This window comes from Collinsella sp. AF28-5AC (genome assembly GCF_003457875.1).
In the GTDB taxonomy this organism is placed as follows: domain Bacteria; phylum Actinomycetota; class Coriobacteriia; order Coriobacteriales; family Coriobacteriaceae; genus Collinsella.
In genome coordinates, this window is the sequence record NZ_QRTA01000003.1 from 30144 (window position 1) to 47407 (window position 17264).

Sequence of the window (17264 nt, forward strand, 5' to 3'; positions counted from 1 at the left end):
ACGGCTAAAAAAGTCTGCTATACTCTTTCCCGCTGTCCCCATCGTCTAGCGGCCAAGGACGCCACCCTTTCAAGGTGGATATCGCGGGTTCGAATCCCGCTGGGGGCACCATTTGAATTGAAGAGCCCGTTACCCTCGCGGTAGCGGGCTTTTTGCTACCCATGCGCCGGGATTCGAACCCGACAGGGTGCGGAGCTGAGGAAACGCGAAGCGTTTTCCAGCGCAGCACGCAAGGAGCGAAGCGACGCGGCGAAAGCGGGCGGCGTCAGCCGCACGCGGACATCCCGCTGGGGGCACCATTTAAATTAAGAAGCCCGTTACCCCCGCGGTGACGGGCTTTTTGCTACCGATATGCCGGGATTCGAACCCGGCAGGGTGCGGATCCCGGCATCATCGCAAGGCCTGTGGTCAAAAAATGGCAAATATGAGTACTGTTACCATTTTAGTTACAGAGATTTCATGCCTTCAGAAGGCGATTTAGCCGTCAGGCGTCCTACGGCGGAAAAATTGCAGACGTTTATCGGCTAAGTACTTGGGCATATGTTGCGTAACACTACATATTTTGCAAATAAATAATGCTACAGGACTTGTGACAGTACTCATATTTGACGTTTTTTGTCCACAACCCTTTATACCTAGGCAAGTCGGCGGCAAAACGGGCTTCAAAGCGTCCTTCGCAAACAAAAACCGGGGCCCGCATGATGCGGACCCCGGCTCAATACCGTGACGATATGTCAGTTACGCTCTACACGTAGAACAGGATGTCGTCGTAAGTCGGGACCGGCCAGTAGTCGGCGGCCACGATCTCCTCCATGGCATCCACGGCGGCGCGCAGCGTATCCATAGCGGGGACGACCTCGTGTGCATACACGTTGGCCTGCTCCTGACCATCGAGGCCCTCGGCCTTCTGATGCACGGCGTCGAGCGCCTTGATGGAGTCGTTGATGGTGGTGATACCGTTGCAGAGCTTGTTGAGCGTGTTCTGCTCGCACTGCATGGCGGCCTCGGCACCGGCGGCACGAATAGTCTCAAGGCCCTTAGCGACCTTGGTGGCATAGGCAGTAATGACCGGGCGATAGGTACGACGCGCCTCGCGAACCATCGTGGTAGCCTCGATGTTCATGAGCTTGTTGTACTTCTCGAGCTTGCAATCGTAGCGGCACTGGGCCTCGGCCTTGGTCAGGACGCCCGTCTCCTCAAAGAGCGCAATGGCCTTATCGGAAACAAAGGCGGGCAGGGCGTCGGCCGTGGTCTTGTTGTTGGCAAGGCCGCGCTTCTCGGCCTCGACGGGCCACTCGTCGGAGTAGCCATCGCCGGAGAAGAGGATGCGCTGGTGGTCGGTCAGGACCTTCTTGCAGTACTCGAGCGCGGCGTCCTGGAACTCATCCTCGGGCGTACCCTCAAGCGCGTCGGCGAAGGACTTGAGCGACTTGGCCACGGCGGCATCGAGCACCAGGTTGGAGTCGGAGACGTTCTGCTCGGAGCCGCAGGCACGGAACTCGAACTTGTTGCCGGTGAAGGCAAACGGGGAGGTGCGGTTGCGGTCGGTGTTGTCCTGCATCAGCTTGGGCAGGGTATCGGCGCCCAGGTCGAGCACGCCGCGCGTGGCATGGACGGAAGCCTTACCATCGATGATCTTCTCGACGACCTCGGTAAGCTGGTCGCCCAGGAAGATGGACATAATCGCCGGAGGAGCCTCGTTGGCGCCCAGACGATGGTCGTTGCCGGCCGAGGCAACAGAGGCGCGCAGGAGTTCCTGATAGTTATCGACGGCCTCGATCACCGCGGTGAGGAAGACGATGAACTGCAGGTTGTCGAGCGGGGTGTCGCCCGGATCGAGCAGATTCTCGGACTCGGTGCCAAGCGACCAGTTGTTGTGCTTGCCCGAACCATTGATGCCCTCGAAGGGCTTCTCGTGCAGCAGGCAGACCAAGTCGTGGCGGGAGGCGATGAGCTTCATCTTCTCCATCATGACCAGATTCTGGTCGATGGCCTCGTTGACCTCGCCATAGACCGGTGCGAGCTCATGCTGGCAGGGAGCGACCTCGTTGTGCTTGGTCTTGGCGGGAATACCGAGCGCCCACAGCTCATCGTCCAGGTCCTTCATGTAGGCCGAGACGGTGGGGCGGATAGCGCCAAAGTAGTGCTCCTCGAGCTCCTGGCCCTTGCATGGAGCAGCACCAAAGAGGGTGCGGCCGGTGATGACCAGGTCCTTGCGCTTGCGGTAAGCGTCCTTCTTGATCAGGAAGTACTCCTGCTCGTCGCCCACGGAAGGAACGACCTTCTTGGGGGTCTTACCGAACAGCGCCAAAACGCGCTTAGACTCACGCGAGAGCGCGGTCATGGAACGCAGCAGCGGGGTCTTCTTGTCCAGGGCCTCGCCCGTGTAGGAGCAGAAAGCCGTGGGGATGCACAGGACATCGTCCTTGATAAAGGCGGGGCTGGTGGGATCCCAAGCGGTGTAGCCACGGGCCTCGAAGGTGGCGCGCAGGCCGCCGTTGGGGAAGCTGGAGGCGTCCGGCTCGCCCTGGATGAGGTTCTTGCCCGTAAACTTGGTAATGGCGGTGCCGTCGTGGTTGGGCTCCAGGAAGCTGTCGTGCTTCTCGGAAGTAATGCCCGAAAGAGGCTGGAACCAATGTGCGTAGTGCGTCGCGCCCTTGGAGATGGCCCAGACCTTCATGGCATGGGCAACGGCGTTGGCCACATCCAGGTCGAGCGGCTCACCGCCCTCGAGGGTTGCAGCAAGGCGCTTCCAAATGTCCTTGGGGAGGTAGTCCTTCATGACTTCCTCAGAGAACACCATGGTCCCGAAGCGGTCAGTAAGTTCGGCCATACGGAACTCCCTTCGTATCGGCACCGCGTGAGAAGCGGTGTTGATTACTAACGAACGAGTCATAGCTTAGACTCGCCGTGTTTCCGCGACATTACCGTTATGTTGCTGTCGCGAAACCAATCAATGAGGTTACCCTATCGAGGCGGCGTTGCCACCCTCAACAGCCAATCAACTGCATAAATTGCAGACCTCTCCCCATAGTTTAAGGGTAGTCAATTTGGGATGGAGCTCTATTAACTGGTATTTTGCATCAGATACCAGTCTTTATAGTCCGTGCCTAGATTAGCCGCTCTGTTATAGAGAAAGCCGATAGCAAGGCATCTTTGATTGGTATCCTCAAATAGCGAGTGAAACTCCACCGTGGCACAGTGGTGCTGTAGAATCCTTACAACACATCACACTATTACGTATCTAGAGGAGCACGATATGCGCGTCGACGAGGTTTTTAAGCAGGCAGCATCCCAGGGCACCGCGCCCATTTCGTTTGAGATGTTCCCGCCCAAGGGCGAACTGACCCTCGACATGGCTCGCGAAGTGGCAGGCAATCTGTGCAAGCTTTCGCCGAGCTTTGTCTCGGTCACCTGCTCGGCCGGCGGCTCGGGCAACGGTGCCGCCACCGCCCCCATCGCGCATATGATTACGAGCGAATTCGACACGCCCTCGGTGGCACACCTTACCTGCGTGGGCCGGTCGCATGCCGATATCGCCGCCAAGATCGATGAGTATCGCTCGGCCGGCGTGGAAAACGTGCTGGCCCTGCGCGGCGATCTTCCCGCCGGCGCGACCGAGGACGACAAGCCCGCCTCCGACTACGCCTACGCCCGCGACCTCATCCCCGAGCTCGTCGACGCCGGCTTTTGCGTGGGCGCCGCAGCCTACCCCGAGGGCCACATTGCCTGTGAGGACCTCAACGTCTCGGTCGAACACCTCAAGCAAAAACAGGACGCCGGCGCGAGCTTCTTTGTGACGCAGCTTTTCTTTGATAACGAGTGCTTCTACCGTTTTCGCGAGCTTGCCGACAAGGCCGGCATCACCGTGCCCATTACCGCGGGCATTATGCCGTTTATGGGCAAGTCGCAGATCAGCCGCATGGTCTTTATGTGCGGCGCGTCGCTGCCCTCCCCCGTCATCAAGATTCTCGCCAAGTACGAGAACGACCCCGAGAGCCTGCAGGCAGCCGGTGTAGATTATGCCGCCCGTCAGCTTTGTGACCTCAAGGAGCACGGTGCCGACGGCCTGCACCTGTACACTATGAACCGTCCTGCAATCGCCGCGACCATTATGGAGCGCCTGGGGTAATGGAAAAACCGCACATCGATACAACCACTGTCGAAGTGCCGGCCGACCTTGCGTCGCCGGCGCTTTACCGTGTCGATGCTGCGCACCATCCCCGTGTCGACCGTGCCGAGATGCTGCGGTATCTGGGTTACGGCGGCCAGCAGATTGAGCCCGAACTGTCACGACGTATTGAGCTTGTCGTTGAACGCCTGGAATTGGACATTGAGCCCCGTGGCGTGCGCCGCGTATTTGCCGTCGATGCCACGGGCGTGGACGAACAGGGCAAGCCTTGCATCCGTCTGGTCGGCACCAACGTTGAGCTGCGCGGTCGTGATATCTATCGACATCTCAAAGACGCCCGCTTTGCCGCGCTCATGGCATGCACTCTCGGCATGGATGCTGAGCGCCGTTTGCGCACCACGGGAGCCCAACATCCCCTGGAGGGCGCCGTGCTCGACGCCGCGTGCTCCGCTTACGTGGAAGCCGCCGTTGAGCAAATGGACCAGCAGGTCAAGATGGACGCCGCCGTTCATGGGCTCGCCGGCAACTGGCGCTTTAGCCCCGGCTACGGCGACTGCCCGCTCTCGGCCCAGCGCTCGATCGTCAATGCGCTCAACGCCACGCGGCTCATCGGCCTGACCGTCACGCCCACCAGCCTGCTCATGCCCACTAAAAGCGTGACAGCGGTGATCGGCCTGTTCGACGGCGAAGTCCACGACGCCCAGAGCCGCCCCACCTGCAATATCTGCCGCATGCGCGAGCACTGCCGCTTCCGCGCCGCCCACACCACCTGCTATTCGCATTCTGAATAAAATGTCAATTGATGGCACGGTATCGAGGGAATCTCATCCGTATGTAAGCGGATGTCCTCACAAACAAGTACCATAAGATTCCAAATAACAACTATCTGAAAGCCAGTACATGCACAACATTCTGCAGTTCTCGCCACAACTAACCGCGCTTGAGTTTTTTTCAGGCATTGGCTTGGCTCGTGCCGGCATGGCAAAAGCCGGAATCAAAACAATCTGGGCAAATGACATAGACCATACTAAATGCGCCATGTACGGCCAGTGTTGGGGCGATGAGCATCTAGTCGAGCAGGATGTCCACACACTCGACCCCGACTTAATACCCCAAGCCGACATCGCATGGGCGTCAAGCCCTTGCACAAACTTATCTCTCGCGGGAAACAGGGAGGGACTTATCTCTGGCAAAGAGTCCAGTGCGTTCTTTGGCTTTATTAAGGCCATCGAAGGAATGGGCGATCGTGCCCCGCGGGCACTTGTTCTCGAAAATGTCATCGGCCTTGCCACGTCTAATAACAGTAATGACTTTAGACTCGTTTGCCAGGAATTTAATCGTTTAGGCTATTCATGCGACGCTTATTTTATCGATGCACGGCACTGGCTTCCCCAGTCACGCCCCCGCATGTTTGTCGTCGGATTAAAAAACCCTCTTCCCAACAGCCGACTCGATTCCTCGCTTCGTCCTGAAAAGGTCTCCTGGATTCACTCCGACCCTTCACTCATTACGCACGTCTCTCACCTAAACGAGCCAAGTCCACTTCGCATGACGGGCCTTGCAACGGTTGTTGAAAATATTCCCGAGAACGACAAGCGTTGGTGGAACAAAAACCAAGTACAAGCATTTATCGACTCACTTGCACCGCATCAAGCAGAGCGCCTTCAGCGCTTCTTAAATGCCAAAGAAAAAAATGTTCGCACTGCTTACCGTCGCACGCGATCGGGCGTTGTGCGCTGGGAAATCCGTGAAGAAGAAATTGCCGGATGTCTAAGAACGGCTCGCGGCGGCTCATCAAGACAGGCAGTCGTTATATGCGAAAACGGAAAGATAGAAGTTCGCTGGATGACTGGAACTGAATATGCCCGTCTCCAAGGTGTTGACTCATGTCAGTTTAGCGGCTTCTCGGATGCTCAGATTCGCTACGCATTCGGCGATGCAGTTGCCGTGCCAGTTGTCACTTGGCTTATAAAAAATGCAGTCAAACCCGCGCTTATGTCTTCAAGGAACGGAGTGGACAATAATGGAAATGACCAATTGCTCCTTGAGCGAGCCCGATAAAGACATCTTGGATGCCATTGAACTCTGGTACGAATCCAAGCGCAGCAAGCGAGGCAACGTCAACCGTAACGTCATGGCGGTTGGCATAGGCATAAGCGAGCTGTTGCAAAACCGTTTTCCGCTCACCGACGATTATGTGCAATCGGACAAGGGGAGCCAAGTACGAGGCCTAAGTGGAGCATGCATCAAAACAGTTTTAGCCAGACATGGGGAAACGCGTGCCTTCGCGTCAGAGGGCGGCAGAACCTCACGCGGCACACTCCCGATGGCGCTTGAGCTTGCCACGATTATCAACTCTGCCCTACCCAGTGACATTTGCGAAGACACTCGTCTTGAAGCTGCGAATGCAATCGCCAATTTCTTCGTCGAGCGAATCCAGGTCGATTTCTTTAACCGGCAGAGAATCAAAGTCGAAATCGATCTTCAAAAACCAATTTCTGTCATTGTCGATGATATCCTAGCCGAAGCAAGCCTACGGTCCGATAAGCCAACGGGTACCGTCGCACAGCACCTGGTAGGTGCAAAACTAGAGATGTTATTTCCAACCATAGAAATCGGAAAAGACAACTCAAACGCCGCCGACCAGCAGACAGACCGTTCTGGCGATTTCCAAATCAATGATGCTGCATTTCATGTGACTGTATCGCCAATGGCCAAATTGACCGATCGATGCCGAGATAACATTCGAAATGGCATTCGGCCCATCGTCGTTGTCCCCCACGATAAAGTTTCCTTCGCTTACGGACTGTTCGAAAGTGAGGGACTCGGCAATCGCGTACAGGTTATCGCACTCGAATCGTTTATCGGCATCAATATTGAAGAGTTATCGTTCTACAAGCGAGGCCTAATTCGATTAAATGTCGCACGGCTTCTTGCCCACTACAACAAGCGAATCGAAGATATCGAGCCCGACAAATCTCTTCAAATAGAAATTCCTCAGTGGGCTCTAGACGAAATGGATGCACATGGCGAATAGCTCAAACATACTTATCACTCATGATCTGGACGGTGCCGCGCTGGCGGCACCCGTTGATGCCGCACGTCGCAACGGTGCCACGTACAAGACGCGCACGATCGACGATCTGCGCATTAAGGACGATCGCCTGCGCGCCGCCATCGAGGGCACGGGACACCTGCTGTTCGACGGCGGCATGGGCACCATGCTGCAGGCGGCCGGCATGAAGGCCGGCGCTCTGCCCGAGCTGCTCAACTTTGAGGAGCCCCAGGTCATTACCGACATTCAGCGACAGTACGTCGAGGCCGGCTGCGACGTGATCACCGCCAACACCTTTGGCGCCAACGCCCACAAGCTCGATGGCGCCGCTACCGTGGCAGATGTCTTTGCCGCCGCTGCCGCCTGTGCCCGCGCGGCCGGTGCCCATTACGTCGCCGGCGACATCGGCCCCATCGGTGCGCTGCTTCGCCCCCTGGGCACCCTCAGCTTCGACGAGGCCTATGACCTCTTTGCCGAGGAAGTGCGCGCCGGCGTCAATGCGGGCGTGGACCTCTTTATTATCGAAACCATGACCGACCTGGCCGAGATCAAGGCGGCCGTCCTCGCCTGCCGCGAGAACTCCGATCTGCCCGTCTTTGCCACCATGACCTTTGAGGAAGACGGTCGCACCTTCCTGGGCACGAGTCCCGAGGTTGCCGCCATCACGCTCGATGCCATCGGCGCCGACGTTTTGGGCATCAACTGCAGCCAGGGACCGGCCGAGCTCCGAGGACTCGCCGCTCGCATGCTCACCGTTACGGACAAGCCCGTTATGGTGCAGGCCAACGCAGGACTGCCCCACGTGGACGACGACGGCAACACCGTCTTTGATATCCAGGCGCCCGAGTACGCCGTGGCCGTCGCCGGTATGATTGAGGACGGCGTAAGCGTCGTGGGCGGCTGCTGCGGCACCACGCCGGCGCACATGGCGGCCCTACGCACGCTTATTGACAACCACACGCCCAGCCCACGCCATCGCAAGCCCAGTATGTCGGTCACGAGCGCCCAGACGGTCGTGGACCTTCCCTGCGACGGCCATAAGATTGCCGTCATCGGCGAGCGCATCAACCCCACCGGCAAAAAGCGCCTGCAGCAGGCCCTGCGCGACGGCGACCTGGACTACGTCGTGAGCCGGGGCATCAGCCAGCAGGAACAGGGCGCCGACATCCTGGACGTCAACGTGGGCCTGCCCGAGATCGACGAGGTCAAGATCATCCAACAGGCGACCGAACAGCTCCAGGGCTCCACGCTGTTGCCGTTGCAGATTGACTCCACCGACCCCGCAGCCGTCGAGGCCGCCGTGCGCCGCTACGCTGGCAAGCCCATCATCAACTCGGTCAATGGCAAGCAAAAGATCATGGATGAGATCTTTCCGCTGGTCGCCCACTACGGCACCAACGTTGTCGGCCTTACGCTCGACGAAGGCGGCATCCCCGATACCGCCGAGGCCCGCTTTGCCATCGCCGAACGCATCGTGGCCGAGGCCGCCCGCTACGGCATCGGCCCGGACCGTATCCTCATCGACTGCCTGGTCATGACCGCCTCGACCAACCAGCGCCAGGCCGAGCAGATCCTACGCGCCATGTCCCTGTGCAAGGAGCGTCTGGGCGTCAAATGCGCGCTCGGCGTATCGAACATCAGCTTTGGCCTGCCTGCCCGCCCGCTGCTGGGCTCAGTCTTTTTGGCTGCCGCTTTTGGCGCGGGCCTGGACGCCCCCATCATGAACCCGGGCTCCAAGCGCTTTATGGATACCGTCTACAGCTATCGCGTCCTGAGCGTTGAGGACGAGGGCTCGACCGGATACATCGAGCGCTACGCCGGCTGGACCGATCCGTACAAGATTGCCGCAAACCCGGCAGCAGCTCAGGCCGCATCGACCGACACCGTGCCCGCTGCTGGCACCGCCGGCACCGACGGCAACGACGACCCGATTCGTCGCATGGTCGTCTCGGGCCGCAAAGGCGAGATCGCTGCCGAGACCGAGCGCCTGCTGGCAGACCACGACGCCATGGACCTCATCAACAATCACTTTATCCCCGCCCTCGACGAGGTTGGCGTCCTCTTTGACCAGGGTAAGTTCTTCTTGCCGCAGCTCATGGCCTCGGCCGAGGCCGCGCGCGTGGGCTTCGACACCATCAAGCGCCTGATGCCCGCCGGCGAGATTGCCGACAAGGGCAAAATCTGCGTGGCCACCGTCAAGGGCGACATCCACGACATCGGTAAGAACATCGTCAAGATGCTGCTCGATAACTACGGCTATACCGTCTTTGACCTAGGCCGCGACGTCGACCCGCAAGAGGTGCTCAAGACTGTACAGGAGCGCGACATCAAGCTCGTTGGCCTCTCGGCGCTTATGACTACCACCGTCGTCGCCATGGAAGAGACCATCAAGTTGCTCCATGCCGAGGTTCCGGGCGTCAAGATCATCGTGGGCGGCGCCGTACTCACCCCCGAATACGCCAAGCAGATCGGTGCGGACTACTACGCCAAGGACGCCGCCGAGAGCGCTCGTATCGCCGAAGAGGTCTTTGGGAAGTAACACAACGGAAACAACCGAGCACCAAAACGTGCCGCACGCGCCACTTGGCACGTGCGGCACGTTAGAATAGATAAGACTATGCTCGTTTTGGCAGATAGGAGCGCAAGGATGGCGATCACGCCCGCAGAAATCGCGGAAACCCGCGGCATGGTTGAGGAACAGAACCTCGACATCAGGACCATCACCATGGGTGTTTCGCTCATGGGTTGCGGTGACGAGAACCTCGACCGCATGTGCACGAAGATCTACGACCACGTGACGCACACGGCTGAGCATCTGGTCGAGACCGCCGAGAACCTCGAGCGCGAGTACGGTATCCCCATCGTCAACAAGCGCGTTTCCGTCACCCCGGTGGCGCAGATCGCCGCGTGCTGCAAGGATGAGGACCTCACCCCCATCGCGCATGCCCTCGACCGCGCGGCCGAGACGCTCGGCATCGATTACCTGGGCGGCTTCTCCGCACTCGTCCAGAAGGGCATCGGCGACGCCGACCGCCGCGTCATCCAGTCCATCCCCCAGGCGCTCGCCACCACGAGCCGCGTCTGCTCCAGCGTCAACGTCGCCAGCCTGCGCGCCGGCATCAATATGGACGCCGTGCTTATGGCCGCCCAGACCATCATCGATGCCGCTAAACTCACGGCCGACCAGGATTCCGTCGGCGCTTCCAAGTTTGTCTGCTTTGCTAACATGGTCGAGGACTCCCCGTTTATGGCGGGCGCCGTCCACGGCGGTGGCGAGGCCGACGCCGTCATCAACGTAGGCGTCTCGGGCCCCGGCGTTATGGCCGCAGCCCTGGAGACGCTGCCCGATTCCGCATCGATGATGGAAGTCGCCGAAAAGATTAAGCAGACCGCCTTTAAGATCACCCGTGCCGGCGAGCTCATGAGCCGCGAGGCCGCCCATCGTCTGGGTGTCGAGAAAGGCATTGTCGACCTGTCGCTGGCTCCCACGCCTGCCATTGGCGACTCCGTCGCGCGCATCCTCGAAATCATCGGCGTGGGCACCTGCGGTGGCCCCGGCACGACCTGCGCGCTCGCCATGCTCAACGATGCCGTCAAGAAGGGCGGCGTCATGGCCAGCTCCAGCGTGGGCGGTCTCTCGGGCGCTTTCATCCCCGTGTCAGAGGACGCCGGCATGATCGCCGCCGTCGAAGCCGGCGCGCTTTCGCTCGAGAAGCTCGAGGCCATGACCTGCGTGTGCTCCGTTGGCCTGGACATGATCGCCATCCCCGGCGACACCCCGGTCGAGACCATCGCCGGCATCATCGCCGACGAGATGGCCATCGGCGTCATCAACAACAAGACCACGGCCGTCCGCGTGATTCCTGCTATCGGCAAGGGCGTGGGCGACTGCGTCGAGTACGGCGGCCTGTTCGGCCGTGCGCCCATCATGCCGGTGAACCCCAACGCCGGCACCGTGCTTGCCCACCGTGGTGGACGCTTCCCGGCTCCGCTGAACTCACTGAAGAACTAGCCCAGGGATACGAGGCGAGGAGCCCCGGGGGGCAAATATATAAGGTCGCCTGCTCGGACAGTCCTGACTCGCACGGAGAGCACATTAAGTGCTCTCCGGCTCGTGCGGAACTCGCGATCGACCTTATATATTTGCCCTCCCCGGGGCTCCCGCACAACGGGACCTCGGTTGGGTTCTATCCCGGTTGCAGTTGCTTCGCTCCTGCACCACATGGTTGATACGGCGGTTTGGCGTTGGATCGGTTCTTTCCGATATATGCTGGTTGCGGCTCTTCTTTTGGGAGGAGTCGCTTTTTTGTTGCTAGGAGGTTGGCCCGTGGTTGATGGGGATGCTCGCTCTGGGCTTCTTTCTGCTGATTGGAATGGCGAATGGATGCGTTTGCAAGCTGGTCGGCGGCGGGCTGATGACTCTTTTGAGTGGGATAAGCGGGCTCGGCATTTTCGGCCGCTTGAGACTGCTCCGTATGCCCGGGACTTTATGAAGCTGTTGGCGTTAAGGCCTGGTGAATCGGTGCTTGATATGGGGTGTGGGGCTGGGTCGATTGCTATTCCGCTTGCTCAGACTGGGCATCCTGTGATTGCTGCTGACTTTTCCCCTGCCATGTTGGGCACGCTTGATGCTGGCATTGAGTACTATGGGCTCGAGGATCGCATTACGCCGCTTGAGCTTGCTTGGGATGATGATTGGGATTTGGTTGGACCGGTCGCAAAGGCGGTGGATGTTGCCTTTGCCAGTCGGTCGGTTACGACGACTAATCTAAAAGGTGCGCTTGCCAAGCTTGATCGTACGGCTCGTCGGCGTTGTGCTGTCACGATGGTCGCCAACTCCAGCCCGCGTTATGATCTGCACTTGATGAACGCTATCGGCGCCTCGGTTACCTGCAGCAATGGCTTTGTGTACGCCTTCAACATCCTCATTCAGATGGGTGCGTTGCCGCAGGTTACATACTTTGAATCGCCTCGTCGCGATACCTTCGATAGCCTTGAGGCAGGCGTGGCGGATTTTTCCCGTATGCTCGAGCATGGCAACGAGGATAAGATCGACCGCCTGCGCGACTATATCGCTCAGCACATGATCGAAAACCCCCATGCCGGCGAGCCGGGCTCCAAGGGCGTGCCGCAGGGGCGCTATATGCTCGACCATATCCGTAAGGTTCGCTGGGCGTTTATTGCATGGGAACCGATCTCTGAATCCCGCTCGTAGCCCGTTCACAGCCCGAGCTGCCCATCACCTCGGCATCCGCATTCTTTGCGAACTGGGCAAACGCGCCCCACACCGCGCCGTTCCTGCGCTATCGTGGGACAGCTCACGTAGATTAAGGCCCCGTCGCGGGGCGCCCCATACATAGAAAGCGAGAACCCATGGCACTGACAGGAGCCCAGGTCAAGCAGCTTCGCAGCATGGCCCATCACCTCAACCCCGCCATCATCATCGGCAAGTCCGATGTCAACGAGGGCACCGTCGAGCAGACGGTCGCCTACCTGGAGAAGCACGAGCTCGTTAAGTGCTCCGTGCTCGATGGCTCCAGTCTTTCCGCCCGCGAGGCCGCCGAAGAGCTCGCTGAGCGTTGCCACGCCGAGGTCGTCCAGGTCATCGGCCGCAAGTTCTCGCTGTATCGCGAGTCCTCGCGCAAGGACATCGAGAAGATCAAGCTCGTCTAAGAGCCAATGATCCGGCGAGCCAACACATAGCAAGCTTACGGGTGCCCAAGTACTTCGGGCGCCCGTTTTTTATCGCTCGACCAGCACGCGATTGAGCCGCCCCTCCACCAAGCGCTCGTATAGATGCCGCGTCTCGGGCTCGGGTACGCCATTGACCTGTTCCCTTAGATGGTGCATATGCCCGCTGTATAGCTCGACGATATCGCGCCGCCGCCCCGCCGCACTGTAGACGCGCATGGCGCAGCGCACCATATCCTCACGCGCCGTTTCCTGTCGAAGCCCCGACTCCGCCAGCCAAATCGCCGACTGCAAATCGTTTTCTTCTAGAGCGGCATTTGCTCCCTTAATCATGCAATCGATGTACTTTGACTGCATAATGCGTCGCATACGCAAAAAGTAGGTGGGGTTACAGCCATTGGGAACATACAGCGGTCCGGCATAAAGCTGCTCAATCTTAAGGCACAGCTCAACTAAATGGGGCCCGCGCGCACCCGTGCGATTTCCCAAAACCTCGCGGCTTATCTGGTCAAACAGCCGTACATCGGTCTTGACGTAGTCGCCGTTGAGTCCGATGCATTCATTTTGGATGAGCACACACGACTTGCCATCCGGCGTCGGTCCCAAAGCCGACCGCAAGCGCGATATCGTCGAGTACAGGTTGTTGCGGGCGCTATTGAACTCGGCATGGGGCCACAACTCCATGGCCAGCGTCTCACGATCGACGAGCGCATCCATGCCCAGCGCAAGCCGCTCGGCAAGTGTCGCCGCCTTCTTGCGGCGCCACATTTTGTCCGTGATGGGAAACCCGTCGCGCTCGGCGCGAAACGCACCAAACATGCGAATCTCGATATGGTCAATGGTATCAACGGCTTCAACCTCGCCGGCCTGGAACAGGCGCTCGCCCTCCCCTTCCAAATCGTCGCGCAGCGAGTACCGCGACAGCTCGCGCACGGGAAGCTTCTTGCGAATCCTGGTCGCCGGCTCGCCCAGACAATGCATGGCAAGGCGCGCAAAGAGCCGATACGATGGCTCCAGAATCCCCGCACGATTCATGGACATCCAGGCCGCAAGATCGCTGTCTCGGCCCGCACAGGCCAAATGCAGCGCCACCATCCAGGCCTCCGCTCCACCAACCTGCGTCTGGCTTATATCGAGCAACTCCGCTTCCTCACGTACCGAAACCATCGAGGTGTTACGCAGATACGCCGCGCGCTCCAGCAGCAATGCGTTATCGCGCATGTACGCAATCGACTCTTCGGCAAGTTTGAGCACTTGGACCGCACGGAACTTTGCATTAACCGGCCGTCCCTCTGCCAGCGACTGCCAGCCTTCTAGCAACAGGCCAAACAGCTGAATCTGGTTATCGCGCATGCGCACGGCAAAACGATCGAGCTCGTTGAACGCCGCGTCGTCGGTTACCGGCAGGCCGGAAAGGAGCCGCCGTGCCGCCAGCACCATGCGCACCCAGATAGCCATCGCCTTAAGCCCACGTACGTCGAGCGCCTCCCGCACCACCGTCATCTCGTCGTCGCGCTCGTCGGTTCCCGCAAACGACCCGTCAAAGAGCTCCACCAGCATGCTATCGGCCCGTATAACAATCCCCGCGATGTCGAGCTCACAGTCGTAGGCCTTGCTCGTTTTGAGCTGCTGTAGAACGCCGCCGTCATCTCCCCGTTCGGTCAGGCATCGCTTGACCTCGATATGCGCGGACAGCATGTCGAGTGCGGTGTGGGACGTCTCTATTTCTGGCACGGCCAGGTTCGTAGGAAGCCCAAGCCCGTTGTCCCCATAGCAAACAGCCGTCAGTGTCTGGGCCACCCTCCATGAAACAGGGTCTATTTCGCAGGCCGCCCGTTCGCCCCCGCGCTCGATGACCGATGCCATATAGCGAGCGAGCTTTGTATTGGACACGCTGACCGCTGCCAGATATACGCCAAGCGCCTCGGCAGGCGTTGGCTCTGGAGCCGGATCCTCGGCATCGATCGTGCCCAGCGCTGCTCGGCAGATATCGGCCCCGTGCCCCGTCAGAGCCAGATCGACCCCATACTGCCCAGCAAGTTCAAGGACCGCATCACGGTCCAAAAAGGCGTCCGCCAGGCCCATCGCCGCATCGCATCGGCCCGCCTTAAGCAAAATCCGGGCCGCCCTCGGAACAAGTTCGGGGCGGACCTCGGCCACCAACTTACGCAAGCGCAAGCGTCCGTTATCCTCCGTGCCCAGACACGTAAAACTCCGCTCGGCGGGGTCCAAGCCAAAGATCGGGTAGTCGCGTACGAAGTAGGACTGGTCGACCATCGATAGCCTCACCCCGCAAGCCTCGAGTTCTGCGATATTGCCCTCGCCCATCAAAATCATGAGACATGCCACGCAAAACAGCGCATTATTGTCGAGCGAAGCCAGATCGACAAGTGCCGCGCCATATACGTTGACAATCTCGTTTTCGAGCAGACCGGCTACGTCGCCTTGGCCATACAGACCCGTCTGCAATGCCGAAACGAGCTCGGGCACGCCCTGCGTGAGCTGATAAAAGTCGAGCGATGTGCTGATCGAAAACGCCGATGCCCACGCCGAATACTCATAGGCATGCACCTTGAGCATCTGCGCATTGATCTTAACCGAATCGCCCAGCCCATGAATCAGTTGACGATTTGAAGGACGGCAGGAGATAAAGACCCCTACCCCCATAGCGCGCAGGCCGCGAATCCTGTCGATGAGGTCTTCGGTATCGTGCTGATCGAGGTTTGGCACATTATCAATCGCGATAAGGGAGTGCGGTTTGTCTTTGAGTTCTTCGGTAACCACCTCGAGCTGCATAAACACCTCGCGCCCGGTAGCGCGATCGGCCTCGATAATCCGCACGGGGCCTCGCGTCGGGTCGCATTTAACCTCATGGGTGTACTGCAGCAGTACCGAGGTCTTCCCAAACCCGTCGGGCGCATAAAGAACCACAATGCCGGCCTTTCGGCCCTTGGCGATAAGCTCATTCATCAAGCGTTCGCGTCGCACCATATAGCCTCCGCCCAGCGGCATCAGCTCGAGGTCGTCTATACTGCCCAAATCGTTTACCATGCCCGCTCCTCAACTCGACCGTATGGACACTGTAACCGCAAGACCATACAAGCCGCGCTATGAATAGAGCGACCTTGTGTTCTAGGTTGTCTATTGGTACGCAAGCGGCAAGTTTTTGTACAGCGAGGGCCGATTGTTATTAATCCCCCGACTAATCGGTCTTTAAGCAGGTAAATGAGCTTGTCAGCTTGTCCCATCTAAGCGGCAGTGTAACGCAAATGAACAAGGTTCAGCTATGTCATTCAACTCGCCTAGCACCCGCTACCGTCTACGACCTTTTAGTGGCATTTTTGCATAGAATCTGATATGGAATGAATCAAGCTGTTTGACATCCGGCATTCGTCAAGCTTGCGGCAAGATTTTGGTCAAGCGGGCGGAAAGGGATAGCAAAAAGGCCCCCGCAAAGCGGAGGCCTTAGGCAAGGCTATGTCGAGGTGCAGGATTCGCGCTACTCGCAGAGCGAAAGGGCGGCCTCGTCGGCAACGACAACGCAGTTGGTGTGCAGCTGCAGGATCGAAGCCGGGCACGCGGGCGTAACCGGACCATAGCACATGTCATGCACGGCCTGAGCCTTGGCCTCGCCGTTGGCGACGACCAGGATCATGCGGGCATACATGATGGTCTGGGTGCCCATGGTGTAGGCCTGACGGGGAACGTCGTCGATGCTGTCGAACAGGCGGCTGTTGGCCTGAATGGTGCTCTCGGTGAGGTCGACGCAGTGCGTGCCCTTGGAGAAGTGGTCATCGGGCTCGTTGAAGCCGATGTGGCCGTTGTTGCCAATGCCGAGCAGCTGCAGATCCGGGTAACCGGCGGCGGCGACGATCTTGTCGTACTCAGAGCAGGCAGCGGCGGCGTCGGGGTTGGAACCGTCGGGCACATGCGTGTTGTTCAGGTCGATGTTGATGTGATCGAAGAAGTTCTCACGCATGAAGTAGTGATAGCTCTGGGGATCGTCGTGCGAAAGGCCGCGATACTCGTCCAGGTTGTAGGTGCTGACCTCGGCAAAGTCGACGTCGCCCTTCTCGTACCAAGCAGCGAGCTGCTTGTAGGCACCGATCGGGGTGGAGCCGGTGGCAAGTCCCAGCACACAGTCGGGCTTGAGGATAACCTGCGCCGAGATAATATTGGCGGCCTTGCGGCTCATATCCTCGTAGTCTTTAGCTTTAATGATCTTCATTACGCGTCCTTTCTCGTACAAGAGAGGCAAGGCTCCCCTTACAAGCACTTGCCCGCGGCCCGCGTCGGCCGCAACCAACGTGTGCGGCCACCAGGGCGAGGTCGCGTAATGTATGTGTCTCGTGTCTAGCCGCGTCGAGGCCCCTGCCCGTCCACGGT

Annotated in this window: 11 protein-coding genes and 1 tRNA gene; 9 read left to right on the top strand and 3 right to left on the bottom strand. The window is 59.1% G+C overall.

The window, feature by feature from the left end:
* Positions 1-34: 34 nt before the first annotated feature.
* Positions 35-111: transfer RNA gene (locus DWZ01_RS03365), tRNA-Glu, on the top strand.
* Between the two features lie 634 nt (positions 112-745).
* On the opposite strand, the gene DWZ01_RS03370 is transcribed toward DWZ01_RS03365, so the two are convergent.
* On the bottom strand, positions 746-2833 hold the full coding sequence (locus tag DWZ01_RS03370) for a glutamine synthetase III (RefSeq protein ID WP_117770025.1): 2088 nt from the start codon (positions 2831-2833) through the stop codon (positions 746-748).
* 426 nt (positions 2834-3259) lie between these two features.
* On the opposite strand from DWZ01_RS03370, the gene DWZ01_RS03375 reads away from it, so the two are divergent.
* The 8 genes from DWZ01_RS03375 (at position 3260) to DWZ01_RS03410 (ending at position 12860) form a co-directional block, all read left to right on the top strand.
* Complete coding sequence (locus DWZ01_RS03375) at positions 3260-4132, top strand: methylenetetrahydrofolate reductase (RefSeq protein WP_117770026.1); 873 nt, start codon at positions 3260-3262, stop codon at positions 4130-4132.
* Entirely contained in the window at positions 4132-4923 is a 792-nt protein-coding gene (locus DWZ01_RS03380) for a hypothetical protein (protein ID WP_117770027.1), read from the top strand. Before DWZ01_RS03375 ends, DWZ01_RS03380 begins: the two co-directional genes overlap by 1 nt.
* A gap of 109 nt (positions 4924-5032) precedes the next feature.
* Positions 5033-6193, top strand: a complete 1161-nt coding sequence (locus tag DWZ01_RS03385) for a DNA cytosine methyltransferase (RefSeq protein ID WP_117848101.1) — start codon at positions 5033-5035, stop codon at positions 6191-6193.
* Positions 6156-7169: a DUF4928 family protein gene (locus DWZ01_RS03390; RefSeq protein ID WP_158556906.1), complete on the top strand. Its 1014-nt coding sequence runs from the start codon at positions 6156-6158 to the stop codon at positions 7167-7169. The genes DWZ01_RS03385 and DWZ01_RS03390 overlap by 38 nt, the downstream gene beginning before the upstream one ends.
* Positions 7159-9726 (top strand): homocysteine S-methyltransferase family protein, encoded by a 2568-nt coding sequence (locus DWZ01_RS03395; RefSeq protein ID WP_233506166.1) that lies wholly within the window; start codon positions 7159-7161, stop codon positions 9724-9726. The genes DWZ01_RS03390 and DWZ01_RS03395 overlap by 11 nt, the downstream gene beginning before the upstream one ends.
* Positions 9727-9834: 108 nt before the next feature.
* Positions 9835-11199: a PFL family protein gene (locus DWZ01_RS03400; RefSeq protein ID WP_035136908.1), complete on the top strand. Its 1365-nt coding sequence runs from the start codon at positions 9835-9837 to the stop codon at positions 11197-11199.
* Between the two features lie 519 nt (positions 11200-11718).
* Positions 11719-12402, top strand: coding sequence for a hypothetical protein (locus DWZ01_RS03405; protein WP_117848159.1), 684 nt, complete (start codon positions 11719-11721; stop codon positions 12400-12402).
* 158 nt (positions 12403-12560) lie between these two features.
* Positions 12561-12860: a YhbY family RNA-binding protein gene (locus tag DWZ01_RS03410; protein WP_006234690.1), complete on the top strand. Its 300-nt coding sequence runs from the start codon at positions 12561-12563 to the stop codon at positions 12858-12860.
* A 69-nt stretch (positions 12861-12929) separates the two neighbouring features.
* Here the strand turns inward: DWZ01_RS03410 and DWZ01_RS03415 are convergent, their stop codons facing one another.
* A complete protein-coding gene (locus DWZ01_RS03415) occupies positions 12930-15929 on the bottom strand; it encodes a BTAD domain-containing putative transcriptional regulator (protein WP_117848103.1) in 3000 nt (999 codons plus the stop codon).
* 448 nt (positions 15930-16377) lie between these two features.
* A complete protein-coding gene (gene nagB / locus DWZ01_RS03420; RefSeq protein WP_055251013.1) occupies positions 16378-17106 on the bottom strand; it encodes a glucosamine-6-phosphate deaminase in 729 nt (242 codons plus the stop codon).
* Positions 17107-17264: the final 158 nt, after the last annotated feature.